We start from the raw sequence: 25030 nt of genomic DNA on the forward strand, positions 1-25030 counted from the left end.
GAACCGTCCATGGCCCAGGGCACCACCATCGGTTTTGAGACACGTCTGGCGCGCACTCAGGAAGAGATGCGGGCAGCGCAGTGCCTGCGGTATGAGGTGTTTGTTGAGGAGTTGGGCGGCAGTGGGCCGCTGGTGGATCATGCCAATCGGCTTGAGCGTGATCAATTCGACCCCCACTGCGACCACCTGATGCTGATCGATACGCAAACAGATGCCGTTGTGGGGGTTTACCGTCTGATGCGGCGCGAGATGGCACAGCGGGCAGGGGGCTTTTACTCTGCGGCTGAGTATGACCTTGGGCCCCTGCTGACTTCGGGTCGCAGATTGCTTGAGCTGGGCCGATCCTGCGTGCATCCCGATTATCGTGGTGGTGTGGCGATGCATCATCTGTGGACGGCGCTGGGCCGCTATGTGACGGATCACAAGATCGACATTCTGTTCGGAGTGGCCAGTTTCCACGGCACTGATTTCGCGGCCCTCGCGCAGCCCTTGTCACTGCTGCATCATCGCCATCTGGCACCCCCAGAGCTTCGTGTGCGTGCGTTGGAAAAATCATTTCAGGCCATGGGGTTGGTGGCACCAGATGATCTGGATCGCAAGGCCGCGATGGTGCAGATGCCCAGTCTGATCAAGGCCTATTTGAGGCTTGGGGGATGTGTGGGCGAGGGGGCCTTTGTCGATCATGCGTTCAATACAGTCGACGTGTGCCTGATCATGGATACCGCACTGCTGAGTGCGCGGCAAAGGCGGATCTATACGGTACAAGGTTCATGAGCCCGACATGGGACAATGGCGAAGTGCCGGCCTATCCGCCGATCACCGGTTTGGGGGGGGTCAGGGTTTTGGTGCGCGGGCTGGCACTGGTCGGGGTGATTTTCGGTGGCCTCATCGTCCTGCTGCTCGTGCGGTTGATTGAACGACCGCTCAATGGCCTGCACAGGCCAGTTACCCCCTACATCACCCAAGGGGTTTGCCGGGCCAGTCTGTTTATCCTCGGGCTGAGGCACCACATCCGCGGCACACCGATGACGGGTAGGGGGGCGATCGTTGCCAATCACAGTTCCTGGTTGGATATTCTGAGCCTCAATGCGGCCAAGAGGATCTATTTCGTGTCCAAATCCGAGGTCGCTCAATGGCCCGGGATCGGATGGCTGGCGCGGGCAACGGGCACGGTATTTATCGAACGCAACCGTAGTCACGCACGGTCGCAGACGGCATTGTTTCAACAGCGTCTGCTGGCCGGTCACAAGCTTTTGTTCTTTCCGGAAGGGACAAGCACCGATGGCCAGCGGGTGCTCGGGTTCAAATCCACGTTGTTTGAGGCATTTGTCACACCGGATCTGCGCGACAAGATCTGTGTGCAGCCGGTCAGCGTAATCTATGCCAACCCCGCCGGAACAGATGCCCGGTTCTATGGATGGTGGGGGGACATGGATCTGGGGCCGCATCTGTTGCAGATGCTGGCGCGCAGGCAGCATGGCAGTGTCACGGTGCAGTACCATGCGCCGCTGAAAGTGTCGGATTTTGACAATCGGAAGGCACTGGCGCTGGCCTGCGAACAAGCGGTGCGCGCAGGCCATCAGGCGGTATCAGGGCAGGGGTAGTGGATCAGCCTGCCGAATGGGCGAAGACCCCGTCCGGAACCGGCTCCATCTCGCCGTCAACGCTCCAGTCCATCATAAGGCAGGCCGACCCCTTGCGCTGGAAATACGTGGCTTCGAATTCGTACCAACCCGCCTGAGGCACCTCAACGGTGACGGACCCGGCTGGCTCACAGCCATGGACACCGTCAAAAAGCGCAACCTGTTTGCCGCCGATCTTAGCCTTCAGCCCGTCGTTGCTGAAAAAGTCGACCTCAAAGGTACCGGCCTTGTCAAAGCGGATGTAGCCATCAATGGCGGCGGCAACCTTGTGCGCCTGTGTAGACGTCAGTGTCTTGTCCCCATCGTTGCCATCAAGATACGACAGACCTTGCAGCGGCGTGCCTGGCTCGGCTTTTTTCAATCGATCCTCGGCTTCCTTGAGCGTTCTGCCACCGCCGCCATAGGCGTAGGACACCGCAAGGCCCGGTAAAAGTTGGCCGGTTGTGGGTTGCGGGTTGGCTGGCGTCAGCGATAGCGTCTCTGCCCAGGCGGCGCCGGACAGGGTCAAGGCCACAGCGGCACTCAGTACAAACTTCATCTTGGCATTCTCCCAAAAATAGATTTCCCGGCAGTTTGCGATATGACCGCGCCCGGTGTCCAATGAATAAAATGTAAGTGTTTTGTGACCATCTCTGTCGGGTTGTGAAATCTGCTTGCACATGGCGCGCGCGGGGCCTATACGCGCGGCACTTAAACCCGCAGTCGGGGTTGGGCCTTTGGGGGAGAAATCCCTGAACGTCCGCCGGTTGGCACGCAGATGCGCGTCATACCCCCGATGAGGCTAAACCGGAAAGGTAATAACGACATGGCTCTTCCTGAGTTCTCCATGCGCCAACTGCTTGAAGCAGGCGTACACTTTGGCCACCAGACGCAGCGTTGGAACCCCCGTATGGGTCCGTTCATCTATGGCGCGCGCAACGGCATTCACATCATGGACCTGACGCAGACTGTTCCTATGCTGGATCAGGCGCTGAACGCGATCCGTGACACCGTCGCCAAGGGCGGCAGCATTCTTTTTGTCGGCACCAAGCGTCAGGCGTCTCAGCCCATCGCCGAAGCCGCAGAGAAATGCGCGCAATACTACATGAACCACCGCTGGCTTGGCGGTACGCTGACCAACTGGCAGACCGTGTCCAAGTCGATCAACCGTCTCAAGCACATCGACGAGCAGTCCGAGATGGGCTTTGAAGGTCTGACGAAGAAAGAGCGTCTGGGCATGGAGCGTGACCAGGGCAAACTGCAGGCATCCTTGGGCGGTATCCGCGAAATGGGCGGCCGTCCTGACCTGATCTTTGTGATTGACGTCAAGAAGGAAGCACTGGCCGTGGCCGAAGCCAACAAACTGGGTATCCCGGTTGTGGCTGTGGTTGACACCAACTGCTCGCCCGATGGCATCGACTATATCATCCCCGGCAACGATGACGCGGCACGCGCGATTGCGCTGTATTGCGATCTGGCATCGCGCGCGGCCCTTGATGGCATGTCGGCCCAACTGGGTGCGGCAGGCGTTGATCTGGGTGCCATGGAAGAGGCCCCTGTCGAGGAAGCGCTCACCGAAGAGGCACCGGCGGAATCGACCGGTATCGAGGTTGGCAACGCCTCATCCGAGACCGTCAGCGATGACGTGATGTCCAAGGATGCGCCGCTGGATCTGGAATCCAAGAAAGAGACCGAAGCCAAGGCTGAAGAAAAAGCCGAAGGCTGATCGTCACATTTGGCTGAGATACGGGGGCAGGGACACACCTGCCCCTGACAGGCATTTCATAAAGGAGAACCGAAGATGGCTATCACGGCATCAATGGTGAAAGAACTGCGCGACAGCACGGGCGCGGGCATGATGGACGCCAAGAAGGCGTTGACAGAAAATGACGGCGACATGGAAGCAGCGGTCGATTGGCTGCGCACCAAGGGCCTGGCGAAAGCGGCCAAGAAATCTGGCCGGACGGCTGCCGAAGGTCTGGTTGCGGTCAAGGTTGACGGCGGCAAGGGCGTTGCGGTCGAAGTGAACTCCGAGACCGATTTTGTCGGCAAGAACGCGGATTTCCAGAAGATGGTTGCCGGTATTGCAGATGTGGCCATTGGTCAGTCTGATGTGGACGCGCTGAAAGCTGCGGACATGGGCGGCAAAACCGTCGAGCAGACGGTGACAGACGCGGTCGCGGTCATCGGCGAGAACATGTCCGTGCGGCGTATGTCCGTGCTTGAGGGCGAAACGGTTGTTTCCTACGTGCACAACGCAGCCGCGCCCGGCATGGGCAAGATCGGCGTTCTGGTCGCGATGACCGGCGGCGACGAGGGCTTTGGCAAGCAGGTTGCAATGCATATTGCGGCTGTGAACCCGGCGTCCTTGTCAGAGGACGATCTGGATCCGGCGGTTGTCGAGAAGGAAAAGCAGGTCCAGATGGATATCGCACGCGAATCCGGTAAGCCCGAGCAGGTCATCGAAAAGATGATCATCGGCCGGATGAAAAAGTACATGTCCGAAGTGACCCTGCTGAACCAGCAGTTCGTCGTGAACCCCGACCACACCGTGGGCGAGGCGGCCAAGGAAGCTGGTGCAACGATCTCTGGCTTTGTGCGTCTGGAAGTGGGCGAAGGCATCGAAGTGATTAAGGAAGACTTTGCTGCTGAGGTTGCAAAGGCCGCCAAAGGCTGAAGACTACAAAACATGACGACAAACGGGGCGGTGCAGGGATGCGCCGCCCCGTTTCGCTTGGGTGAAGAAAACAGGCAGGCTTGGTTGAACCAAGGCCTGCCCATTGCGCCCAATGACGGATGCTCGGGGAGGAGCAGGGCGTAATTCACCCCGGCCAGCCGGATCGAGCAATAGATCCAGCTGAACCCGGAACCCTTACAGAGCCTTGCAATCACAAGGGTTTAAGAGCTGTCGTCCCCTTGGTTTAACCAATCTTGGGGAACAGGTTAACCTTGCGGCATGCCGGGCCCGTGCGCCAGTCAGGGATTCCTTACCTTACCTTCAACCATGACGGGAGCCTAAGATAAGACACGTCTGATGCTTTGAGAGGGTCAGCGATCGTGTGCCAGATTTCGTCACACGTCAGACCCCCGAATTGGGTATCCGGCGCATTTTTGAAACCAAATTTGAGGACATACCGATGAAGAAATTCAACGATAAGAACGCCGTCATTCCACTCGAAATTGTCACCCTCTTTGGCACCGTCGCGGTAAGCCGCATTGCTGCGATGAAGACAAAAGCGGTGCTGGATCAGATGCCGGATGTGCGAAAGGCACTTGATCAACTGCCAAAGGAGCGGGGGCAAACTAAATCTCTTGGACGGTTTGACGTGGAAAACGGCGGGATGGAAGATGAATTTGAGGAATTCATGACCCACGGGTTCGAGACTCTGATCCCAGATTTTCGCAATCCGCCAACCAAGTTTCCTGTGCCGGAAATCCCAGAAAACGTGCTTTTGTGCGCTCGTGTTCTACGCGCGCTGCGCGACGCGGTCGAAGAGCAGCGGATCCAGAGGGAAGCTGTCGAAGATCTGCAAAGTCTCGTTGATGGTCTGGGCAGCAGTGCGCATCCACTGATTCAGATTTTTGTGGCCCTGTTCAAAGCCGGGCTGTCGGAGGCGCAGGCGCGGCTGGATGAGTTGAACGATCTGATTGCCGGCCTGATCCGCACGGCAAACAACAACGATTGTGAAATTCCGGCAACATTTTAAAGCGTAGGGGGGCAGCGCGGTTGCCGCGTTGCCCCTCAGGTATCCAGCACAAACATCTGATTCGCGAAAGCGGCCTTCATCACGGCCTGTGCCGTGGTTTCGACCGCCAGCGCCTCACGCGCAAGGCGCAGGTGTTTTTCCACAGTCGCAGATGTCAGCCCCATCAGGATGGCGATATCCTGCATTGTCTTGCCGTCGCCAACCCATTCCAACGCCTCGCGCTGGCGCGGCGTGAGCGCGCGGTTGGGGGTATTATAGGGCAGGGTGAGGATCTTGAGGTGCACGATCTCATTCATAAGTTGGATGTCATTGCCATGCTCAGCCCAGACCGCATCGACCTCTTCCTGGCTCATGCCGTCACGCGCTGTCAGGGCAATCGCCCCCTTTGAACGGGCCGAGATGGATTTGAAGCTGATGCTATAGCCTGCCACCACACCCATGCGCCGGTTGAAATCCACCACCCGTTGTTCTGACGGGCTCATCGCGCGTTCTGCCGCCATTTGGTGCATGACCGTCCAGCTGCAGGCACCGTCATGGGTCAGGGCCCAACGAACCATCGGCGCATGCTGATAAAGGCCACCGCCCAGAAACTCATCGGTGTAGGCGCGGCTGTGGTTGGTCAGAATGATGAAATCTTCCGGATCGCCAAGCGACGTCGTCGTGCGATAGCGTGTGAAGCCGTAGATAATCCGATCAAAGCCATATTCCGCCATCTTTTCGCAATGGGGTTCCCACAGGTCCTCCATCGTGGGGCGGTGCGCGATTGATCGGAGATATTTACGCAAACTCATAGGCTTGCGAGCCGTTCTGAAAGTGCATCAAGCGCCATGGTATAGCCTTTGGCCCCAAAACCACAGATCATCCCGACCGCAACGCCAGAGATATAGGACGTATGGCGGAAGGTTTCGCGCGCGTGAATGTTGCTCAGGTGAACTTCGACGGTTGGCAACTCAACAGCGGCAATCGCATCCCTGATCGCAACGGAGGTGTGCGTATAGGCACCAGCATTGATGAGGATCGCGTCGTAAGTCCCTTTGGCAGCGTGAATTTGTTCGATCATCGCGCCTTCGTGATTGCTTTGCTCAAACGCGATACTCAGGCCAAGTTTGCGCGCCGTTTCCTGGCACATCGTCTCGATATCCGCGAGCGTGGTCGTACCGTAGACGTCAGGCTGGCGCGTGCCGAGCAAGTTCAGGTTGGGGCCGTTCAGGATCAATACAGATGGCATTTTGCACGTCTCGCACGAAAAAGGGTTGGTTCAATTAACGATCTGTGCGCTGCGGTGTCCAGCATTGCGCCGGGAAGGGCGTGCTATTCTGGCGTTTTTTTCCGTATCCATTAGTCCTATAATCAGTATTATGTAATTAATGAATCTGTGGAAAGCCCGTAAAACATGGGAATACTTACGCAGATCAACCCAACGCGTAGCCAACCCCCCGCACGGTCCGGATCGGATCGTCGTGGCCATATTGCATCAACGCCTTGCGCAACCGTGCGACGTGGACGTCGACCGTACGCGCGTCGACATAGACGTCGCGACCCCAAACCTGATCCAATAGCTGATCACGGCTGAAAACCTGCCCAGACCGTTCCATCAGTTTGACAAGCAAACGATATTCCGTCGGCCCCAGCTTGAGTGAGACACCCGCGCGATTGACACGGTGCTTGATGGTATCGACCTCAATGTCCTCGTGGCGCAGGACCTGCCCCGTCGCGGCAGGTGTACTGCGTTTGAGTTGCGTGCGGACACGCGCCATCAGCTCCCGCATCGAATACGGCTTGACCACGTAGTCGTCCGCACCGGTCTCAAGGCCGCGCACCGTATCGACGTCTTCGGACCGCGCCGAGAGCATGATGATCGGAATGCCGCGTGTCTCATCACGCACCTTGAGCTGTCGGCACACCTCGATGCCGCTCATCAACGGCATCATCCAGTCCAGAATGACGAGATCGGGTGCCGCCTCTGACACCAGCAACAAGGCCTCTTCGCCATTCTCGGCACGGTGCACATCGTAGCCTTCGGATTCGAGGTTATAGGCCAGCACCTCGCGTTGGGCAGGCTCGTCCTCGACCAATAGAATCTGAGGTGTTTGTCCGGTCATCGCGTTCAGCCTTTGGCGACATTTGATGTCTTGTCTGCTTTTGGGCGGTCTTCTTCGGGGTGCTCTCCGGTCACGAGATAGACGGTCTGTTCTGCAATCGATGTCACGTGATCACCCATACGCTCTGTGTTCTTGGCGATAAAATGCAGGTGCATGCAGGCGGTGATATTGCCCTGATCCTCCATCATATAGGTCAGGAACTGCCGGAAGAGCGCATTGTACATCTGATCCACATCTTCGTCTCGCGCAATAACGTCCATGGCGAGGTCGGCGTCGCGTTGGATATAGGCGTCCAGCGCGTCCTTGAGCATTGCCTCGACAGACCGGGCCATGCGCCGGATCGCGCCGGCACTGTCGTTGACCGGCGGGATCTGGGACAGAACGTGGGTGCGTTTGGCCATGTTTTTGGCATAGTCACCGATCCGTTCAAGGTTTGCGCTTATCTTGATGACACTCAGGACCAGCCGCAGATCAATCGCCGTCGGCGCGCGCAGTGCGATCACACGGGCCGCCTGTTCGTTGATCAGCTGTTCCAGCGCATCGATGCTCTTGTCGGCGGTCCGCACCTTTTCGGCCAGATCGGCATCGCGCGTCTCAAGGCTTTGGGCGCTCAGGCGAATGGCGTCTTCGACCAGCCCGCCCATCTTCATGATCTGCGCCTGTACCCCTTCGAGATCGCGGTCAAAGGCGGATGCAATATGTTGATCTGACATGATATTATCCAATGCGTCCGGTGATGTAGCTTTCGGTGCGGGGGTCTTCTGGCGACGTGAAAATCTTGTCTGTGTCGCCGAATTCAACAAGGTTCCCGAGGTGGAAGAACGCGGTTTTCTGGCTGACACGCGCGGCTTGCTGCATGGAGTGCGTGACGATCACCACCGAATAGTTGCGGCGCAGTTCATCGATCAACTCTTCGACCTGCGCTGTGGCGATGGGATCGAGGGCGGAACAGGGTTCGTCCATCAGCAACACTTCGGGTTCGGTGGCAATGGCGCGGGCGATGCACAGGCGTTGTTGCTGCCCCCCGGACAGGCCAGTGCCAGGAGCCGCGAGCCTGTCTTTGACCTCGTCCCAGATCGCGCCGCGGCGCAGGGCCTGTTCTACGATATCATCCAGTTCGGCCTTGGTGCTGGCAAGACCGTGGATCCGCGGGCCATAGGCGACATTGTCGTAAATGGATTTGGGAAAGGGGTTGGGCTTTTGAAAGACCATGCCCACCTTGGCGCGCAACTGCACCGGATCAACCTTTCGATCATAGATGTCTTCGCCGTCGATCCGGATATCGCCCTGGACACGGCACACATCAATTGTATCGTTCATCCTGTTGATACAGCGCAAGAAAGTGGACTTTCCACAGCCGGAAGGACCGATGAAGGCGGTCACGGTCTTGTCCTCGATATCAACATCCACATCCTTGATCGCGTGGTTGTCGCCATAGAAGACCTGCACATTGCGGGCCGATATTTTTGCGTCCGTCACAGCGCCGTCCTTTGCTGAACTGAAGTTGTCTTTCATGGTCTGTTTACCTTTGTTACCAGCGACGCTCAAACCGGCGGCGCAAGAGGATGGCGATCAGGTTCATGGTTAACAGGAAAACCAACAGGATGATGATCCCGCCCCAAGCCCGTTCGTAATAGGCCGGGTCAGCCCGCTTGGCCCACTCGAAGATCTGCGCGGGCATGGCAGAGTTCGGATCAAGAAATCCCGACGCCACGCCTTCGGGATAGTTCGTCGCGATGTAGCCGACCATGCCGATCAGCAGAAGCGGTGCGGTTTCGCCCAAAGCCTGCGCAAGACCGATGATGGTGCCTGTAAGGATACCGGGCATTGCAAGTGGCAGGACATGATGGAACACCGACTGCATCTTGGAGGCCCCTACCCCCAATGCAGCATCGCGGATCGACGGCGGCACCGATTTGAGCGAGGCGCGCGTGGAGATCACGATTGTGGGCAGTGTCATCAACGTGAGGGTCAGCCCGCCAACAATCGGCGCTGATTGGGGCAGATGCGCGAATTGGATGAAAACCGCGAGGCCCAATATCCCAAAGACGATCGATGGGACGGCTGCGAGGTTTGATATGTTGACTTCGATAAAGTCGGTAAAGGCGTTTTGCGGTGCGAATTCCTCAAGATAGATAGAGGCGGCCACGCCGATGGGCAGCGACAGAACCAGCACCACAAGCATCATGAAGAATGATCCCAAGATCGCGACGCCCATTCCGGCCTGCTCTGGTCGGCTTTCCGAGGCATCAGCGCCCGTTATGAAGGCAAGATTAAACACGCGGTCAATCGCGCCATTGGCCACCAGCCCGTCCACGATATCGAGATGCGCCGGGCTCAGATTTGGGTCGCGTGCCAGGCTTTCGCGATCAACCCGGCCTTTCATGTAGCCATCGACACGCGACGAGGTCAGCACCGTAAAATCCTGCACCGATCCGATCAGCTCCGGGTTTGCGATGACCACGTCGCGGATCTGGGCCGCTGCACCGCTGGACAACATATCGCGCAGATCTTTGCCCCGGGTGATCTCTGTCTCGATGCCCGCCTGCGCGACCGCCTTTTCCAGGGCCGTGTCGATCAGGGGGTTATAGCCAAAGGTCGATACCTTTTTGATATCGTCGATGTCGCGATTACCATTTTTGTCGAGCTTTTCAGCCAGCAGTTCGACCTGCACCGTCATATAGGTTTGGGTGAAAGCAGGGATGCCATTGCGCACGATGGCAAACAGCAAGGCTGCGAGAAAAATCAGCCCCACGCCCACCGCGCACATTCCATAGATGCGGAACCGCTTTTCAGCGGCGTTGCGGCGTTTGGTGCGCGGCGATTCCTCAAGCAGGGAGCCAAATCGCCGAGGCGCGGCACCGGTCGGTGCATTGGTAAGGTCGGTCATTCGTATTGCTCCCGATACCGCCGGACAATCCAAAGGGCGATCACATTCAGGCCCAGCGTGATGACAAACAGCGTTATCCCAAGCGCAAAGGCCACCAATGTCTCAGGGCTGTTGAATTCGCCATCGCCGGTCAATTGGCTTACGATCTTGGCGGTAACGGTGGTCATGGCCTCAAAGGGGTTCATTGAAAGGGCTGCAGCGGCCCCTGCGCCCATCACCACGATCATGGTTTCGCCAATGGCCCGCGACGCGGCCAGCAATATCGCGCCAACAATGCCCGGCAGTGCTGCGGGCAGCACCACCTGTCGCAGGGTTTCAGATTTCGTGGCCCCAAGCCCGAAAGAGCCATCGCGCAGCGCCTGTGGCACCGCATTGATGATGTCATCCGACAGCGAGGACACGAAAGGGATCAGCATGATCCCCATCACCAGCCCTGCGGTAATGGCCGCCGTGCCCCCCGACATCCACGTCACACCCAGCACACCGTCGCGGCCGAAAACGTCCATCAGTAGCGGACCCACGGTCAAAAGCGCAAAGAGGCCATAGACGATTGTGGGGATGCCTGCCAGGACCTCCAGCAAAGGTTTGGCGATCGATCGAACGGGGTTGGAGGCGTATTCGGACAGGTAGATCGCCGAGAACAGGCCCAGCGGTACCGCCACGATCAGGGCAATGCAGGAAATAAAAAGTGTGCCCCAAATGAGCGGCAGAAACCCCAATTGCGAATCCCCGCCGCGACCGGAAAAGCTTGGCTCCCAGGTGGTGCTGAAGAAGAAATCAGCCGCGTGGTAGCGCGAGAAGAAATCCACCGTATTGAAGATCAGGGAGAACACGATGCCGATGGTCGTCAGGATCGCAACAGAGGCCGCTGCAATCAACAACAGCAGAATGGCGCGTTCCACGAAAGGCCGCGCGCGAAAGTCCTTGTTGGTCATCCGGTAGGCAACAGCAAAGCTCAGGAAGGCGACCAGCAAGATCACGACCGCACGCCACATGTTGCCGGTATCGGTGGCAGCCCGATAAGTTTGCGCCAGCGCGAGAGTTGCTGCGTCCACCTCTGATCCGAGGGCGACACCGACCGTCCCCAAAAGCGCACGGACGTCGGTTTCAGTGCTCTCGATTATCCGGCTTTGATCCATGGTTAAGGCGCCCTGGCTGACGGCTGCATCAAGGCCATCGGCGATCCGGCGCACATCCGCCATCGCCAAGGAGCGTTCCCCCGGAACGGCCCGGATCTCTGCCGGCAGATTACTTGAGACAAAGGTATCAATTGCGATGGGTTGAAGGATCATCCATCCCATCAGAATAAAGAGCGCAGGTGCGGCCGCAGCCATGGCGGCGTTGCCGCCGTAATAGCTGGGCAAGGAGTGCAAGGCACGGCGGTTGCCACCTGCCGATTGCAATGCCTTGTTGCGGGCCATGACATATCCGACCGCAGAAAGCGCCAGAACGATCAGAAGGATCCAAGTTGCGGGCATCCAAAGCAGGCCTTTGCGGTTCGGGGTGGTGCGCCGCCCCTGCTGTATGTGCGGCAGGGGCGGCTGGCAGTTTTGGTGGTGCCGGGAGGAAAGCCCGGCGTGGGGCTTGCTTTAGGGCAGCGTGGTTTCGTTGCTGACCGCATCCTGTGTCATCACCAGTTCCGGATCGGCAACAAGACCATAGTCAGAGAGCGGACCATCCGGGCCTGCGATGTCATCCAGCACGAAGAATTCGGCATATTCCTTGAGACCCGGGATCACACCGATATGTGCCTTCTTGATGTAGAAGAACAGCGGACGGGATACCGGGTATTCGCCGGTCGCGATGGTCTCGGTCTTGGGTTCGACACCACCAACCGTTGCCACCTTCAGCTTGTCGGTGTTGTTTTCGTAAAACGCGAGGCCGAAGACGCCGATGCCGTTGGGGTTGCTGTCAACACGGGCCAAGGTTTCGGTATAATCACCATCGATATCCACCGTCACGCCGCCACCACGGACGGAGATGCAGGCATCTTCTGCCGCGTCTTCATCCATGCCGCCATCCATCATGGCCTGCATCGCGCCGGTGTCTTCGCAGCCCTGCAGCAGAACCTTGTCTTCAAAAACCTCGCGGGTGCCATGCTTGGTCCCCGGAATGAAGGCGAGGATGTCGGCAGCAGGCAGGTCGGCGTTGAAATCCGCCCATTGGGTGTGCGGGTTCTCGACGATGGCACCGTCGACCAGAACGTTCTCAGCCAGCGCGTTGAAGATGTCGGCGGGTTCAAATGCGGTGAACGCCGGGCCGTCAAGCTGGCTTGCAAAGACGATCCCGTCATAGCCAAAGCGCACCTCGATGATGTCTGTTACTCCGTTGGCGGTGCACACCTCGATATCGCTCTCGCGGATCGGGCGGGAGGAATTCGCAATGTCGATCGTGTTCTCGCCGACGCCCTCGCAGAACCGTTTGAGACCCGCCGATGACCCACCGGATTCCACCACCGGCGTCGGGAAATCAAAGTTTTCGCCAAAAGCTTCAGCGACGATGGCGGCATAGGGCAGCACGGTAGAAGAACCGGCAACCTGGACCTGATCTCGTGCGGCAGCTGTGGTGGCAGAAAGCGCGGCGATGGCCAGCGCGGATGTGGTCAGTTTTGTGAAAGACATGACGTCTCCTGTCAGAAGTGAAGCTGATTCATCTCGAATCTGATGCCCGTGATAAGCAGCCTGCACGGCGCTTTTGTTACGGTTCCGTTACAGTTTTATGACAGTGCTCTTAGTGGGCCCGCAGTGCAGCACTGCCGGTTATCCTTCCGGCGGTTTTGCATCAATTGGCAACACCACCGCGAACTGCGCGCCCTCGCCATAGGTCGATGTAATGCGCAACCGGCCCCGGTGCCGGTTGAGGATGTGCTTCACGATCGCGAGCCCCAGACCTGTGCCGCCCAACTTACGGCTGCGGTGGCTGTCGGCCCGGTAGAACCGTTCCGTCAGGCGCGGCAGGTGCTGTTCTTCAATACCCTGACCGTGATCGGCCACCATAATCCGTACACCGGGGCCGCGCAGTTCGGGGGCCGGGTCTTCGAATTTGGCGGTAATGTCCACCTTGCCGCCTTGCCCGCCGTATTTGATGGCATTTTCAATAAGGTTGGTGAAAACCTGCTGCAACTGGTCGCTGTCGCCACGGACATAGATTGGCGTATCGCCAAGATCGATCTGCAAAACCACATCCGCTTCAACGGCGAGAGGATTGATATTGCGCGATGTTCTGATCAGCACGTCAATCAGGTTAATCCGTTCAGTTGGGCGGACGCGCTCTTGGGCTTCTAATCGACTGAGCGACAAAAGATCGCCGATCAGACGGTTCATCCGATCGGCTTCGGCCCCCATGGTTTCGAGGAAGCGGGCCTGTACCGTAGGATCGTCGCGCGCCGGACCACGCAACGTTTCGATGAATCCGATGAGAGAGGTCAGCGGCGTGCGCAATTCGTGGCTGACGTTGGCCACGAAAACTTTGCGCATCTGGTCCGCTTGGGTCACTGCCGTGACGTCCTCGAAACTCAGAACCACGGCGCCGTGGCCGGCCATGCGTTGCAGATGTACGTCGTAGGTCAGATCGCTTGAGGCGTCGCCCGCCAGGTACGTCGCGGTTCGCGGGATATCATCCTGCAGGCAATGCTCGACCGCTTCTGCCAAGGCGGGTTGGCGCAAGACGGTGATAAAAGGGCGCGCCTTTGCGCCCTGCCCCAAAAGGCGCACGGCCCGTTCATTGATCGCGGCCACCTTTTCGTCGGCGTCCACGATCAACGCCGGAAAGGGCAGCGCTGCGATCACCGCGTCAAAGAGCGTTTCTGGCATGCGATTAACGGGTTTTCAGCTCTCTGCGGAATCGGGCGGCGTTTTCGGTATAGTGCAGGGCGGATGCCGTCAGCATTTGTATGGCCGCGGGATCAAGGCTGCGCACAACCTTGCCCGGCGCGCCCATGACCAGACTGCCGTCTGGAATTTCCTTGTTCTCAGTGATCAGCGCGCCTGCCCCGATAAGGCAGTTCTTGCCGATCCTGGCCCCGTTTAGGATCGTTGCCCCCATGCCGACAAGAGAATTATCACCGATGGTGCACCCATGCAGCATTACCTTGTGGCCGATCGTGCAGTTTTCGCCAATGGTGAGGGGAAAGCCCAGGTCTGTGTGGAAAACACAGTTTTCCTGAACGTTCGATCCGCGACCTACCTCGATCACTTCATTGTCGCCCCGCAACGTGCTGCAAAACCAGACAGAGCTGCCTGCCTGCAATACAACGTTGCCGATCACATTGGCGTCCGGTGCTACCCAGGCACCAGGATCTATCTGTGGATTCAAATCTCCTAGAGCGTAGATTGTCATGACATTCCTTCGAATTCGGATTGCAGATTGCGGACATGTTCGTTGAGCCAGGGTTGCTGCAGCCGTCTAAGCCGTGTCGCCTGAACGATCGTTTTCAACTGCGCTTCGGTCTTGTCCAGATCATCGTTGACCAGGACATAATCATAACCACCCCAATGGCTTATTTCGTCCCAGCTTTTCTCCATGCGTCGGCTGATCACTTCCGGGCTGTCCTGATTGCGCTTTTCCAGCCGCGTGCGCAGCTCAGCGATTGATGGCGGCAGCAGAAAGATAGACAGCGTGTGGGCCCCCAGCGCGGAGTTCGTGATCTGCTGGGCACCTTGCCAGTCGATGTCAAAAAGCACGTCACGGCCCGCGTTGATGGCCCCTTCGACCGGGGCGCGAGGCGAGCCGTAGAAATTTCCGAACACGTGAGCGTGCTCAAGCATGTCGCCCGATGTGACGTGATCCTTGAACGTTTTTTCCGACATGAAGTGATAGTGCTGGCCGTCGATTTCGCCAGCCCGCATCGAGCGCGTGGTGGCTGAGACTGAGAATTCCAGCCCGTCATCCCAAGCCCGCAACCGCCCCGCCAGCGTTGATTTGCCGGCCCCCGACGGCGAGGAAAGAATGATCAGCAATCCACGGCGGTCAGTCATCGGTTACTCCACATTCTGCACTTGCTCGCGCATCTGGTCGATCACGGCCTTGAGCGCCAGACCAACTGCGGTCAACCCGGCATGCTGGGCTTTTGAGCACAGCGTGTTGGCCTCGCGATTGAATTCCTGCATCAGGAAATCCATCTTGCGGCCCACCGGACCGCCCTGCCCCAACAGATTACGGGCTGCGGCCACGTGGGTGGTCAGGCGATCAATTTCTTCGGTCACGTCTGCCTTTACGGCGATCAGTGCAAGTTCTTGCGCGATCCGTGTCTCATCAGCGCCATCTGCGTTTTCCAGGATGCGCCCCAGGTTGCGTTTCAACGTAGCGGCGATATCACCCTTGCGCGTTTCGGCGATCCCGGCTGCCTCGGCGGTCAGCCGGGACACTTCAGCAAGCTGACTGTCGAGCACGTCTGCCAGTGCCTGTCCTTCGCTGGCGCGCATCGCGTCGAAATCGGCAAGGACAGTCTCAAAGTCGGCCAGGAGCGTGTCACGCAGGGCATCGGTGTCGTCTTCCTGCGTTGACTGTTCCAGCACGCCGCGCATGGTCACGATGTCGCTGGCTTTGGAGGGGGCAAGCGAGACCCCGGCATCCATCGCTTGTGCCTCAATCTGATGCAAAGCCTCGAGGATGACGGACAGCTGCGCTTTATTCACTTCAAGCGTGCTGCCGCCCTCTTCCCGATTGAGGCGCAGATTGCAGGTGACATTGCCGCGCGCGGCGGCCGCGCCAAGGCGCTTGCGCAATGCCGCTTCCAGCCCGTCGATCCAATCGGGCACCCGCAAGCGCAGATCCAGGCCCTTGCCGTTGACGCTGCGCAGCTCCCAGCCCCAGCTGAAGGGGGCATCGGCACCGCTGGCAGAGGCAAAGCCTGTCATGGACTTGATCATAGATGCTGTGCCTCTCGCGCCAGTGGTTGGGGCAGACTTAGGGGTAAAACCCACTGGGGGGCAAGCCCCGGCATGGCCTGAGAGGCGGATCCGGGGACAGATTTCGGAGGGGATCAGGAGATGTGAGTGATTAACCAAATTGCCGGATAATGGAAGAATTTGGGGAAAATTCTGGCTATTCAGATCTTGCTAACGTTGCCGCCTGTGGGGGGTGGATCGTGAGGTATTTCAGGCTGGCTTAACCGCCTTGCCGGGCAGATTGGTTCAACCAGAGGTGGTCTTACATGGACAAGTCATCGCAGAAGGCGCAGAATATCATTTCAATGACAGATTTTAGGCCAGACCCCGGCTTTGCCGCAGTTTCTCAGGTTGAAGCGTACTGGGAGGCATTACGCGCGGGTCGGTTATTGCCCAAGCGATCCGACATAAACCCGCGTGGCATTGAGAAGGCGTTGGAAAATGCCTTTATTCTGGAGCGTGTCGCGGCGGGGGTTGCGCGGTTGCGTGTGGCAGGGAGCCATCTGAACGATTTGATGGGGATGGAAGTGCGGGGCATGCCGCTGACGACATTTTTTGCACCTGACCAGCGCCGCCGTGTTGCAGATGCGCTGGAAGAGATGTTTCAGACCCCGGCCACCTGCGCGCTGAGCCTGCATGCGCCTGCTGCCTCCGGACGGCCGGAGATCACGGGCAAGCTGATCCTGCTGCCGCTCAAAAGTGATCTCGGCGATGTAAGCCGCGCTTTGGGGTGCCTGGTGACACAGGGTGATATCGGCAGAACACCGCGTCGTTTCGAGATTGAAACGCAACACTTCAACCCTCTGGTACCTGGCCATGCGCCCGTCACCTTGCCACCGCAATTGCCCCCATCACGGGTGAGCGACCCTGCCGCCCCGGATAGGAACCCTGGATTTGCGGATGCAGCGCACAGGTTCGACGGGTCCGGCGCAAAAAAGCGCCCGCCCTATCTGCGTTTGATAAAATCGGACGACTAAGCGGGCCCCAAATCAAAAGGGCACCGCACGACGCTGCGTGCGATGCCCTGTAGTGTATCGGGACTGATTGTTATCCCGCTGCCTTGGCCGCTTCTTGCCCCCGACGCGACGACAATTCTTCAGCGACGAGAAATGCCAGTTCAAGTGACTGGCTGGCATTGAGACGCGGATCACAGGCAGTATGATAACGATCTGACAGGTCTTCATCAGATACGGCGCGCACGCCGCCAGTGCATTCGGTTACATCCTGCCCTGTCATTTCAAAGTGGACGCCCCCCGGTACCGTACCTTCGGCCGCGTGAACGCCAAAGAATTCGCGCACTTCACGCAGGACCGCGTCAAACGGGCGGGTCTTGTAGCCCGAGGACGACTTGATTGTGTTGCCGTGCATCGCATCGCAGGTCCAGACCACGTTCGCGCCCTCTTGCTTGACCGCCTTGATCAGACGCGGCAGGTGGTCGCCAACCGATCCAGCGCCAAAGCGCGCGATCAGGGTCAGGCGGCCCGCCTCGTTTTCCGGGTTCAGGGTCGCCATCAGTTTCTTGAGGTCATCCACTTCCATCGTCGGGCCGCACTTGAGGCCGATGGGGTTCTGAACGCCCCGGGCGAATTCCACATGCGCCCCGTCTGGCTGGCGCGTGCGATCGCCGATCCAGATCATGTGACCGGAGCCCGCCAGCCATTTGCCGGAGGTGGAATCAAGGCGTGTGAGTGCCTCTTCATATTCCAGCAGAAGGGATTCGTGGCTGGTGTAGAATTCCACGGACGAAAACTCGTGCGTGGTGTCACCGGTAATGCCAGCGGCCGCCATGAAGTCGATCGTGTCCTGAATGCGGGTCGCAATCTGGCTGTATTTTTCGACCTCATTACTGTCGGTAAAGCCCAAGGTCCATGAATGCACGTGGCTCATGTCGGCAAAACCACCTGTGGAAAAAGCGCGCAACAAGTTCAGCGTGGCGGCGGCCTGTGTATAGGCCTGCAACATGTTGGCGGGCGCAGGAATGCGCGCCTCGGGCGTGAAATCGAGCTTGTTGATGATATCGCCCCGGTAGCTTGGCAATTCCACACCATCAACGGTCTCTGTTGGGGCGCTGCGGGGCTTGGCGAACTGGCCTGCCATGCGGCCCACTTTGATCACCGGAACCTTGGCACCATAGGTCAGCACCATCGCCATCTGCAGCATCACCTTAAACGTGTCGCGGATACCGTCCGAGCTGAACTGTTCAAAACTTTCGGCGCAATCGCCTCCCTGCAGCAGGAAGGCATCGCCACGGCTGGCTTCGGCGAGATGAGCCTTGAGGCGGCGCGCTTCGCCCGCGAATACCAGCACCGGATACCGCGAAAGCTGTGCCTCGACCGCGTTCAGGGCGTCCTGATCGGGGTAGTCGGGCATCTGGATGCGCGGTTTGTCACGCCAGCTTGATTTGCTCCATTGAGTCATTTGCCATCTCCGCGTCGACGTGGCGCATCACGTTAGCGCCACCAAGAGCAATCCCTATACGAAAACTATGCGTACATGGCCAGAACCCAATTTCGACCTCTTGACGCGGGCGTAGGCGCGTGAGCAAGGTTTACGCCAAGTCGCGTCGCTATTGGTGCATCGCGGCCCTGAATCACTGCTCAGGAAAGACGGTTTATGTCTGACGTTCGCGCCGCCACACGGATCCATCAGGACAAAGACAAACCCAAGCGGTTTGTCTTTGTCCTGCAGGCCAACTTTACCTTGCTCAGCTTTGCGTCAGCGGTGGAGTGTTTGCGCATCACCAATAGGATGGCCGGGCGCGATGTATTCAGCTGGCGGATCATCGGTGAGGGCGGAGACGTGATGCGCAGCTCTGCCGGCGCGGTCTTTGCGCTTGATGGCGACCTTGATGAATTGTCGCGGGACGACACGATCATGGTGTGTGGCGGTATCGACGTGCAGGCTGCCACGACCAAAAAACTGCTCGGGTGGTTGCGCCGCGAGGCCCGCAAGGGCGTGATGGTCGGCGGGCTGTGTACGGCGGCCTATACACTGGCCAAAGCCGGTCTGCTGGAAGGCAAGCGGGCCACCATACACTGGGAAAATCAGGATAGTTTTTCCGAGGAGTTTCAGGACGTTGAATTGACCAAATCGGTCTTTGTTGTCGATGGCAACCGGCTGACCACAGCGGGCGGCACATCGTCGATCGATCTGATGCTCAAGTTGATCGCTGACGAACAAGGTGAAGAACTGGCCAATTCGGTGGCAGATCAGCTGATCTATTCGTCAATCCGAACCGATCAGGATACCCAGAGGCTCAGCGTGCCGACGCGCATCGGCGTGCGACATCCAAAGCTGAGCCAGGTCATCCAGATGATGGAAAGCAATATCGAAGAGCCAATCAGCCCCTCTGTGCTGGCAAAGGACGTGGGCATGTCCACCCGACAGCTCGAGCGGTTGTTCCGACGCTATCTGAACCGCAGTCCCAAGCGATACTACATGGAACTGCGGCTGCAAAAGGCGCGCAACCTGCTGATGCAAACGGATATGTCGGTGATCAACGTGGCACTTGCCTGCGGCTTTGCCTCGCCCTCGCATTTCTCGAAGTGTTACCGGGCGCATTACGAAACAACGCCTTACCGCGAACGCGGCAGCCACGCAGCGCGCCTTTCAATCTAGGGTGCTTTCGGGCTGACGGGCCTCAGAACCGTTCCATCACCGGTTTGCTGTTGGTGTTGACGTGAAAGTTCAGCACCACCAGTGCATCTTCGCGCTGGTGCAAAAGCGCATAGTAAAAGAGATAACCGGCATCCCCCCAGAACAGCCGCCCCTCTTGTCTGACGCCGCCCCCCAGATCGACCTCGCGAAAGACGGTGACCCGTTTGAAATCCACCGGCCAGATCTGGCGCATCTGGGCCTGATTTTCCTCAATCTCTTCGTCCGTATATTCATTGCGCCCACCAAGACGCAGAAGAAGCGGGACAAACTCGCGCGCCATGATCCGTTCGTTCACGAAAGCGTCGTAGGCGTCGTAGTCCGCAAAAATCGACTCGTCTTGTGCCAGCGCGGGCGTGCTGAACATGCACAGCATCGCAATAAGGGGGCCAAGCAACCGCATCTGAAATCTCCTATCGGGCAATAATGCGGTAGACCGTACCGTTGCCTACGGAAATAAACCAGATGGCGCCGTCCGGCCCTTCAACAATGTCGCGCACACGTGCAGTCTGCGGCCCCTTGATCTGATCCACTTCTTTAAGGGGCAATCCCGCCAGCCGGGCGATGTAATCGAACTTGAGCGCGCCCACAAAGATGTGACCGCGCCAGTCCGGGAACATCTTTCCCGAATAAACCAACAGGCCCGATGGCGCGATTGAGGGGTCCCAGTAATGCATGGGCTGCTGCATCCCCTCTTTGGCTGTCCCCTCACCGATCTTGCCGCCAGAATAATGACGACCGTAGGAGATGACCGGCCAACCATAGTTGGCCCCCTTGATGATCTTGTTGACCTCATCCCCACCGCGCGCGCCGTGCTCGGATGTCCAAAGCGTGCCGTCAAGGTCGAGCCCTGCGCCCTGCGGGTTACGGTGCCCGTATGACCAGATCTCGGGAAGGATGTCTGATTGCCCCACAAATGGATTGTCCCGCGGCACCGTGCCGTCGCGGTTGATGCGCACAATGGAGCCGTTGTGCACACTGCGGTCCTGAGCCGACGGGCGATCACCCCGATCCCCGATGGTGACAAACAGCGTGCCATCGGGTGCCTCGACCACGCGAGATCCGAAGTGACGCCCCCCCGATGACCCGGGTTTCATCGCAAAGAGTTCCTGCAAGTCTTCCAGCCGTGTGCCGTCATCCGACAGTCGCGCCCGGGCCATGGCCGTACCGGCGCCGCGGGGCTGTTTCTTGGCGTAGGTCAGAAAGAGCGTGCGGGTGCGATCAAAATCACGCGCCAGAGTAATGTCGAGCAGACCGCCCTGCCCGTTCAGATCACTGTTCGGCGTGCCGGCCACCTCGCGCAGGTTCTGGCCGTCGGCCAGCAACAACCTGCCGTCCTTTTCGGTGATAAGAACACCGCCCCGTGGCAGCGGCGCGATGGCCCAGGGCGTGTCCAATCCTTGCACAACACCTTCAATTTGAGCCGATTGCTGGGCTGCGGCACCTGAAAAAGACGATACCGACAGCAAGGTTACCGCGATGACGATGGAGAAATTTTTCATTAACAACATGGATTATCCCCTGAAATGAAAAGCACTTTCACAAAAGGTAGGCACTTGCGGAGAATTTTCCAACTAACGTGTCCGACAGGTCTTGGACGCAAGGTCAGCCGGGGAAAAAGTGGCTTTTCTTTTGGCAACGGCCCCTCTACCTTTCCGCCAGAACATTACGTTCCAACAAGGGAGAAACACATGAAAAAGATGCTTTTGGCCACGACGGCTGCCGCACTTGTGGCATCATCCGCGATGGCGGATGGCCACGCGAAAGAAATCAAACTGGGCGTTCTTTATGGCTTTACCGGGCCAATTGAATCGCTGACCGGCCCGATGGCAGCTGGTGCTGAACTGGCGATGAAGGAAGTCTCTGACAGCGGTATGCTGCTGGATGGCGCGACCGTCACCAGCTCGCGCGGCGATTCAGGCTGCATCGACAACGGCATGGCCGTGGCATCGGCCGAACGTCTGATCGCCGAGGGCGTCAAAGGCATCGTTGGTGCGGATTGCTCCGGTGTGACCGGCGCTGTTCTGCAGAATGTCGCGATCCCCAACGGCATGGTGATGATCTCGCCGTCGGCGACCTCGCCCGGCCTGACGACCATGGAAGACAACGGCCTGTTTTTCCGCACATCCCCGTCCGATGCGCGCGAAGGTGAAGTGATGGCCGAAGTGCTGCAGGAACGCGGCATTGAATCCATCGCGCTGACATATACCAACAACGACTACGGCAAGGGTCTCGCGGATGCGATCCAGTCTTCGTTTGAGGCTGTCGGCGGCGAAGTAACCATCGTTGCAGCGCACGAAGACGGCAAAGCCGACTATTCGGCTGAAATGGGCGCACTGGCCTCTGCCGGCGGTGACCTGCTGGTTGTTGCGGGCTACCTTGATCAGGGGGGTGCAGGCATCATCAAGGCTGCGCTCGATTCAGGCGCGTGGGATACATTCGGTCTGCCCGGTGGCATGATCGGAGACAACCTGCCCAAGACCATTGGTCCCGACCTGAACGGGTCTTATGGCCAGATCGCAGGCTCCGAAGGCAAAGGCATCGAGACATTGATCGAGATGGCAGGCGACGACTTTGACGCCTCTTCGCCTTACACGCCTGAAGCCTATGATGCCGCAGCGCTGATCATGATGGCGATGCAGAAGGCTGGCTCCATGGAACCGGGTGACTACAAAGATCACATCCTTGATGTGGCCAACGCGCCAGGCACCGAAATCTACCCCGGTGAATTGGGCAAGGCGCTTGAGCTGATCAAGAACGGTGAAGACGTCGACTATGTGGGTGCATCTGCGGTTGAATTGATCGGACCCGGCGAAGCGGCAGGCACCTATCGTCTGATCGAAGTCAAGGACGGCGAGAACGCCACGATCGGCTTCAAGTAAGATTTGACCATCAAGTCATTGTACAGCCCGCATTCATGTGCGGGCTGTACGTTTAGAAAAGACCAAGAACGATAACCGCAAAAGCGGGACAGCAGGGGGTGTGGCATGGGCCACAATGACGAACACATGATCGTCGTGGAGGATCTCCACAAACATTTTGGCGGCTTTCACGCGGTGGATGGGTCATCGCTAACCATTGACCGCGGCTCCATCACCGGGTTGATCGGGCCAAATGGAGCCGGAAAAACCACTCTTTTCAACGTGATCGCAGGCGTTCTTCCACCAACCTCCGGCAAGGTCTTCATGGACGGTGAAGATATCACCGGCCTGCCGCCGCATACGCTGTTTCACAAGGGTTTGCTGCGGACCTTCCAGATCGCGCATGAATTCTCGTCGATGACCTGCCGCGAGAACCTGATGATGGTGCCCGGTGGCCAGTCTGGTGAAACACTTTGGAACACCTGGTTTGGACGCAAGCGCATTGCCGACGAAGAACGAGCGCTGCAGGCAAAGGCAGATGAGGTTCTAGAATTCCTGACAATCGAACATCTGGCAGAACAGAAAGCCGGACAGGTCTCGGGCGGGCAGAAAAAACTGCTGGAGCTGGGGCGAACAATGATGGTGGATGCCAAGATCGTGTTTCTGGACGAGGTTGGCGCAGGCGTGAACCGTACCCTGCTCAATACCATCGGTGATGCGATCATCCGCCTGAATCAAGAGCGTGCGTATACGTTCGTCGTGATCGAACACGACATGGATTTCATCGGACGGCTATGTGACCCGGTCATCTGTATGGCCGAGGGGCGCGTGCTGGCCGAAGGGACGCTGGACGAGATCAAGGCCAACGAACAGGTGATCGAGGCATATCTGGGTACTGGCTTGAAAAACAAAGAAAAGGTCGGCGCATGAAGCGGGCGCTGGTTGCCGCCGCGTACCTCTGGGCCCTGCCCTGCTTGGCGCTGGCCTGCCAGCCCCTTTCGACACATGTGTGGATGTGCAGTGCTGCCAGCGAATGGGCGGACGCCGAATGGGACCCCGAGGGGGAAGGTACGGCCATGTTCCTGGGTGATGTGATCTTTAACTTCACCGAAGAATTCCCCGGACATGACATTGGCGACCACCTGACCACGTTGGAAGAGCAATACGACACCTACCAGCAATGGGTGACGGAAGAGGGCAACGGCCCCATTGAAATTTATCGCCGCGACCTGATTGAGACGAACAACACCAGCGCTCTGCGTCAACTGCAGCGCGATATCATCGAGGGCGAACAGACAATGAGCGCCGTCATTCTGGCCCAGGTCAGGGCGCATCGGATCATGCTGTATGTGGACGGCCCCGTGGAGATGGAGATTGAGCGCATGCAGGTTCTGTCGCGCACTTTGATCGAGATACTTGATGATCACTGTTCTGACCCCGATGCCTGCGACGGAGTTCTAGATAACATGGACAGAAGCTGACATGAGCAACCCTTATCAGGACGACCGCGGCAACAAGGATGCCTCGATTACCAACCCCAAGGGGCAAGGCACGCTGACCCCGTCACCGGGCACACGGCAGGCGATGGATACCGCCAAGGCGTTTCTGGTCGGTGACAGCATGACGGCAGGGTATGGCAATGGGCCCGATATTCTGCACGATTGCACCATTGCGGTGGACGAGGGCGAAATTGCTGTAATTGTCGGCCCGAACGGCGCGGGCAAGTCGACCGGGATGAAGGCAATCTTCGGGATGCTGGACATGCGGCAGGGCTCCGTCCGGCTGGATGGTGATGATATCACCGGTCTCTCCCCACAAGACCGAGTGGCCAAGGGCATGGGGTTCGTTCCGCAGACGTCAAACATCTTTACCTCCATGACGGTCGAGGAAAACCTGGAGATGGGAGCGTTCATTCGCACCGATGATTTTTCAGACACGATGGCCCAGGTCTACGACCTGTTTCCGATCCTGAAAGAAAAGCGCTTGCAGGCAGCGGGCGAGTTATCAGGCGGGCAGCGACAACAGGTCGCCGTGGGGCGCGCTTTGATGACACAGCCCAAGGTGCTGATGCTGGATGAGCCGACGGCCGGGGTGAGCCCGATCGTGATGGATGAGCTTTTTGACCGTATTATTGAGGTCGCCCGGACAGGGATACCGATCCTGATGGTGGAGCAAAACGCCCGGCAAGCTCTTGAAATAGCGGACAAAGGCTATGTCTTGGTTCAAGGGCGGAATGCGTATTCCGGGACGGGTAAGGAACTCTTGGCGGATGAAGAAGTGCGCAAGAGCTTTTTGGGGGGCTGAGG

The 25030-nt window shown here is 58.4% G+C and carries 27 protein-coding genes; 11 read left to right on the top strand and 16 right to left on the bottom strand.

The features are described from left to right. The first annotated feature begins 9 nt into the window (after window positions 1-9). On the top strand, window positions 10-774 hold the full coding sequence (olsB, locus tag H9Q16_RS04850) for an L-ornithine N(alpha)-acyltransferase (protein WP_191074216.1): 765 nt from the start codon (window positions 10-12) through the stop codon (window positions 772-774). After that, window positions 771-1604, top strand: a complete 834-nt coding sequence (olsA, locus tag H9Q16_RS04855; RefSeq protein ID WP_191074217.1) for a lyso-ornithine lipid O-acyltransferase — start codon at window positions 771-773, stop codon at window positions 1602-1604. Before olsB ends, olsA begins: the two co-directional genes overlap by 4 nt. Before the next feature lie 4 nt (window positions 1605-1608). Here the strand turns inward: olsA and H9Q16_RS04860 are convergent, their stop codons facing one another. Next, on the bottom strand, window positions 1609-2181 hold the full coding sequence (locus H9Q16_RS04860) for a PA14 domain-containing protein (protein ID WP_191074218.1): 573 nt from the start codon (window positions 2179-2181) through the stop codon (window positions 1609-1611). Between the two features lie 267 nt (window positions 2182-2448). On the opposite strand from H9Q16_RS04860, the gene rpsB reads away from it, so the two are divergent. From rpsB to H9Q16_RS04875, 3 genes are all read left to right on the top strand, one after another. Beyond that, window positions 2449-3348: a 30S ribosomal protein S2 gene (gene rpsB / locus H9Q16_RS04865; RefSeq protein ID WP_191074219.1), complete on the top strand. Its 900-nt coding sequence runs from the start codon at window positions 2449-2451 to the stop codon at window positions 3346-3348. Window positions 3349-3423: 75 nt separating this feature from the next. Next, window positions 3424-4299, top strand: a complete 876-nt coding sequence (gene tsf / locus H9Q16_RS04870; RefSeq protein ID WP_191074220.1) for a translation elongation factor Ts — start codon at window positions 3424-3426, stop codon at window positions 4297-4299. Window positions 4300-4759: 460 nt separating this feature from the next. Next, window positions 4760-5329 carry a hypothetical protein gene (locus H9Q16_RS04875; RefSeq protein ID WP_191074221.1) on the top strand — a complete coding sequence of 190 codons (570 nt, stop codon included), beginning with the start codon at window positions 4760-4762 and terminating at the stop codon, window positions 5327-5329. A 35-nt stretch (window positions 5330-5364) separates the two neighbouring features. Here H9Q16_RS04875 and H9Q16_RS04880 read toward each other — a convergent pair whose 3' ends face one another. The 12 genes from H9Q16_RS04880 to H9Q16_RS04935 form a co-directional block, all read right to left on the bottom strand. After that, window positions 5365-6120: a helix-turn-helix transcriptional regulator gene (locus tag H9Q16_RS04880; RefSeq protein WP_191074222.1), complete on the bottom strand. Its 756-nt coding sequence runs from the start codon at window positions 6118-6120 to the stop codon at window positions 5365-5367. Next, entirely contained in the window at window positions 6117-6557 is a 441-nt protein-coding gene (gene aroQ / locus H9Q16_RS04885; protein ID WP_191074223.1) for a type II 3-dehydroquinate dehydratase, read from the bottom strand. Before aroQ ends, H9Q16_RS04880 begins: the two co-directional genes overlap by 4 nt. Before the next feature lie 184 nt (window positions 6558-6741). Continuing rightward, window positions 6742-7431, bottom strand: a complete 690-nt coding sequence (gene phoB, locus H9Q16_RS04890) for a phosphate regulon transcriptional regulator PhoB (protein WP_191074224.1) — start codon at window positions 7429-7431, stop codon at window positions 6742-6744. 5 nt (window positions 7432-7436) lie between these two features. Further along, the gene (gene phoU / locus H9Q16_RS04895; protein ID WP_191074225.1) at window positions 7437-8144 is read right to left on the bottom strand and encodes a phosphate signaling complex protein PhoU; all 708 of its coding nucleotides are present in this window, start codon (window positions 8142-8144) and stop codon (window positions 7437-7439) included. Between the two features lie 4 nt (window positions 8145-8148). Next, complete coding sequence (gene pstB / locus H9Q16_RS04900) at window positions 8149-8946, bottom strand: phosphate ABC transporter ATP-binding protein PstB (protein ID WP_191074226.1); 798 nt, start codon at window positions 8944-8946, stop codon at window positions 8149-8151. 16 nt (window positions 8947-8962) lie between these two features. Continuing rightward, window positions 8963-10321 (bottom strand): phosphate ABC transporter permease PstA, encoded by a 1359-nt coding sequence (gene pstA / locus H9Q16_RS04905; protein WP_191074227.1) that lies wholly within the window; start codon window positions 10319-10321, stop codon window positions 8963-8965. Beyond that, window positions 10318-11799, bottom strand: coding sequence for a phosphate ABC transporter permease subunit PstC (gene pstC, locus H9Q16_RS04910; protein ID WP_191074228.1), 1482 nt, complete (start codon window positions 11797-11799; stop codon window positions 10318-10320). Before pstC ends, pstA begins: the two co-directional genes overlap by 4 nt. A 111-nt stretch (window positions 11800-11910) precedes the next feature. After that, window positions 11911-12942, bottom strand: coding sequence for a substrate-binding domain-containing protein (locus H9Q16_RS04915; RefSeq protein WP_191074229.1), 1032 nt, complete (start codon window positions 12940-12942; stop codon window positions 11911-11913). Window positions 12943-13080: 138 nt separating this feature from the next. Beyond that, window positions 13081-14133 (bottom strand): sensor histidine kinase, encoded by a 1053-nt coding sequence (locus tag H9Q16_RS04920; protein ID WP_191074230.1) that lies wholly within the window; start codon window positions 14131-14133, stop codon window positions 13081-13083. Window positions 14134-14137: 4 nt separating this feature from the next. Beyond that, on the bottom strand, window positions 14138-14659 hold the full coding sequence (locus tag H9Q16_RS04925; RefSeq protein WP_191074231.1) for a gamma carbonic anhydrase family protein: 522 nt from the start codon (window positions 14657-14659) through the stop codon (window positions 14138-14140). Continuing rightward, window positions 14656-15297 (bottom strand): guanylate kinase, encoded by a 642-nt coding sequence (gene gmk, locus H9Q16_RS04930; RefSeq protein WP_191074232.1) that lies wholly within the window; start codon window positions 15295-15297, stop codon window positions 14656-14658. The genes H9Q16_RS04925 and gmk overlap by 4 nt, the downstream gene beginning before the upstream one ends. 3 nt (window positions 15298-15300) lie before the next feature. Further along, window positions 15301-16191 carry a YicC/YloC family endoribonuclease gene (locus H9Q16_RS04935; RefSeq protein WP_191074233.1) on the bottom strand — a complete coding sequence of 297 codons (891 nt, stop codon included), beginning with the start codon at window positions 16189-16191 and terminating at the stop codon, window positions 15301-15303. A 284-nt stretch (window positions 16192-16475) separates the two neighbouring features. Between H9Q16_RS04935 and H9Q16_RS04940 the strand changes: the two genes are divergently transcribed. Then, a complete protein-coding gene (locus H9Q16_RS04940) occupies window positions 16476-17186 on the top strand; it encodes a PAS domain-containing protein (RefSeq protein WP_191074234.1) in 711 nt (236 codons plus the stop codon). A 70-nt stretch (window positions 17187-17256) separates the two neighbouring features. Here H9Q16_RS04940 and H9Q16_RS04945 read toward each other — a convergent pair whose 3' ends face one another. After that, window positions 17257-18627 carry a class II 3-deoxy-7-phosphoheptulonate synthase gene (locus H9Q16_RS04945; RefSeq protein WP_191074235.1) on the bottom strand — a complete coding sequence of 457 codons (1371 nt, stop codon included), beginning with the start codon at window positions 18625-18627 and terminating at the stop codon, window positions 17257-17259. A gap of 195 nt (window positions 18628-18822) precedes the next feature. Here H9Q16_RS04945 and H9Q16_RS04950 point away from each other — a divergent pair, with 195 nt between their 5' ends. Further along, window positions 18823-19827: a GlxA family transcriptional regulator gene (locus tag H9Q16_RS04950; protein WP_191074236.1), complete on the top strand. Its 1005-nt coding sequence runs from the start codon at window positions 18823-18825 to the stop codon at window positions 19825-19827. Between the two features lie 22 nt (window positions 19828-19849). On the opposite strand, the gene H9Q16_RS04955 is transcribed toward H9Q16_RS04950, so the two are convergent. Next, a complete protein-coding gene (locus H9Q16_RS04955; RefSeq protein WP_191074237.1) occupies window positions 19850-20266 on the bottom strand; it encodes a hypothetical protein in 417 nt (138 codons plus the stop codon). 10 nt (window positions 20267-20276) lie between these two features. After that, window positions 20277-21374: a PQQ-dependent sugar dehydrogenase gene (locus H9Q16_RS04960; RefSeq protein WP_425507683.1), complete on the bottom strand. Its 1098-nt coding sequence runs from the start codon at window positions 21372-21374 to the stop codon at window positions 20277-20279. Between the two features lie 180 nt (window positions 21375-21554). Here H9Q16_RS04960 and H9Q16_RS04965 point away from each other — a divergent pair, with 180 nt between their 5' ends. The 4 genes from H9Q16_RS04965 (at window position 21555) to H9Q16_RS04980 (ending at window position 25028) form a co-directional block, all read left to right on the top strand. Then, entirely contained in the window at window positions 21555-22745 is a 1191-nt protein-coding gene (locus tag H9Q16_RS04965; protein ID WP_191074238.1) for an ABC transporter substrate-binding protein, read from the top strand. A 126-nt stretch (window positions 22746-22871) separates the two neighbouring features. Then, window positions 22872-23654, top strand: coding sequence for an ABC transporter ATP-binding protein (locus tag H9Q16_RS04970; protein ID WP_191075162.1), 783 nt, complete (start codon window positions 22872-22874; stop codon window positions 23652-23654). After that, complete coding sequence (locus tag H9Q16_RS04975) at window positions 23651-24205, top strand: hypothetical protein (RefSeq protein ID WP_191074239.1); 555 nt, start codon at window positions 23651-23653, stop codon at window positions 24203-24205. Before H9Q16_RS04970 ends, H9Q16_RS04975 begins: the two co-directional genes overlap by 4 nt. Window position 24206: 1 nt before the next feature. Further along, the gene (locus H9Q16_RS04980; protein ID WP_191074240.1) at window positions 24207-25028 is read left to right on the top strand and encodes an ABC transporter ATP-binding protein; all 822 of its coding nucleotides are present in this window, start codon (window positions 24207-24209) and stop codon (window positions 25026-25028) included. Window positions 25029-25030 lie beyond the last annotated feature (2 nt).

This window comes from Sulfitobacter aestuariivivens (genome assembly GCF_014763045.1).
Taxonomy (GTDB): Bacteria; Pseudomonadota; Alphaproteobacteria; order Rhodobacterales; family Rhodobacteraceae; genus Sulfitobacter; species Sulfitobacter aestuariivivens.

Bases quoted from the DNA above. Each gene is read 5' to 3' on its own strand.
- olsB (WP_191074216.1), top strand. From the start codon at position 10: ATGGCCCAGGGCACCACCATCGGTTTTGAGACACGTCTGGCGCGCACT.
- olsA (WP_191074217.1), top strand. From the start codon at position 771: ATGAGCCCGACATGGGACAATGGCGAAGTGCCGGCCTATCCGCCGATC.
- H9Q16_RS04860 (WP_191074218.1), bottom strand. From the start codon at position 2,181: ATGAAGTTTGTACTGAGTGCCGCTGTGGCCTTGACCCTGTCCGGCGCC.
- rpsB (WP_191074219.1), top strand. From the start codon at position 2,449: ATGGCTCTTCCTGAGTTCTCCATGCGCCAACTGCTTGAAGCAGGCGTA.
- tsf (WP_191074220.1), top strand. From the start codon at position 3,424: ATGGCTATCACGGCATCAATGGTGAAAGAACTGCGCGACAGCACGGGC.
- H9Q16_RS04875 (WP_191074221.1), top strand. From the start codon at position 4,760: ATGAAGAAATTCAACGATAAGAACGCCGTCATTCCACTCGAAATTGTC.
- H9Q16_RS04880 (WP_191074222.1), bottom strand. From the start codon at position 6,120: ATGAGTTTGCGTAAATATCTCCGATCAATCGCGCACCGCCCCACGATG.
- aroQ (WP_191074223.1), bottom strand. From the start codon at position 6,557: ATGCCATCTGTATTGATCCTGAACGGCCCCAACCTGAACTTGCTCGGC.
- phoB (WP_191074224.1), bottom strand. From the start codon at position 7,431: ATGACCGGACAAACACCTCAGATTCTATTGGTCGAGGACGAGCCTGCC.
- phoU (WP_191074225.1), bottom strand. From the start codon at position 8,144: ATGTCAGATCAACATATTGCATCCGCCTTTGACCGCGATCTCGAAGGG.
- pstB (WP_191074226.1), bottom strand. From the start codon at position 8,946: ATGAAAGACAACTTCAGTTCAGCAAAGGACGGCGCTGTGACGGACGCA.
- pstA (WP_191074227.1), bottom strand. From the start codon at position 10,321: ATGACCGACCTTACCAATGCACCGACCGGTGCCGCGCCTCGGCGATTT.
- pstC (WP_191074228.1), bottom strand. From the start codon at position 11,799: ATGCCCGCAACTTGGATCCTTCTGATCGTTCTGGCGCTTTCTGCGGTC.
- H9Q16_RS04915 (WP_191074229.1), bottom strand. From the start codon at position 12,942: ATGTCTTTCACAAAACTGACCACATCCGCGCTGGCCATCGCCGCGCTT.
- H9Q16_RS04920 (WP_191074230.1), bottom strand. From the start codon at position 14,133: ATGCCAGAAACGCTCTTTGACGCGGTGATCGCAGCGCTGCCCTTTCCG.
- H9Q16_RS04925 (WP_191074231.1), bottom strand. From the start codon at position 14,659: ATGACAATCTACGCTCTAGGAGATTTGAATCCACAGATAGATCCTGGT.
- gmk (WP_191074232.1), bottom strand. From the start codon at position 15,297: ATGACTGACCGCCGTGGATTGCTGATCATTCTTTCCTCGCCGTCGGGG.
- H9Q16_RS04935 (WP_191074233.1), bottom strand. From the start codon at position 16,191: ATGATCAAGTCCATGACAGGCTTTGCCTCTGCCAGCGGTGCCGATGCC.
- H9Q16_RS04940 (WP_191074234.1), top strand. From the start codon at position 16,476: ATGGACAAGTCATCGCAGAAGGCGCAGAATATCATTTCAATGACAGAT.
- H9Q16_RS04945 (WP_191074235.1), bottom strand. From the start codon at position 18,627: ATGACTCAATGGAGCAAATCAAGCTGGCGTGACAAACCGCGCATCCAG.
- H9Q16_RS04950 (WP_191074236.1), top strand. From the start codon at position 18,823: ATGTCTGACGTTCGCGCCGCCACACGGATCCATCAGGACAAAGACAAA.
- H9Q16_RS04955 (WP_191074237.1), bottom strand. From the start codon at position 20,266: ATGCGGTTGCTTGGCCCCCTTATTGCGATGCTGTGCATGTTCAGCACG.
- H9Q16_RS04960 (WP_425507683.1), bottom strand. From the start codon at position 21,374: ATGTTGTTAATGAAAAATTTCTCCATCGTCATCGCGGTAACCTTGCTG.
- H9Q16_RS04965 (WP_191074238.1), top strand. From the start codon at position 21,555: ATGAAAAAGATGCTTTTGGCCACGACGGCTGCCGCACTTGTGGCATCA.
- H9Q16_RS04970 (WP_191075162.1), top strand. From the start codon at position 22,872: ATGATCGTCGTGGAGGATCTCCACAAACATTTTGGCGGCTTTCACGCG.
- H9Q16_RS04975 (WP_191074239.1), top strand. From the start codon at position 23,651: ATGAAGCGGGCGCTGGTTGCCGCCGCGTACCTCTGGGCCCTGCCCTGC.
- H9Q16_RS04980 (WP_191074240.1), top strand. From the start codon at position 24,207: ATGAGCAACCCTTATCAGGACGACCGCGGCAACAAGGATGCCTCGATT.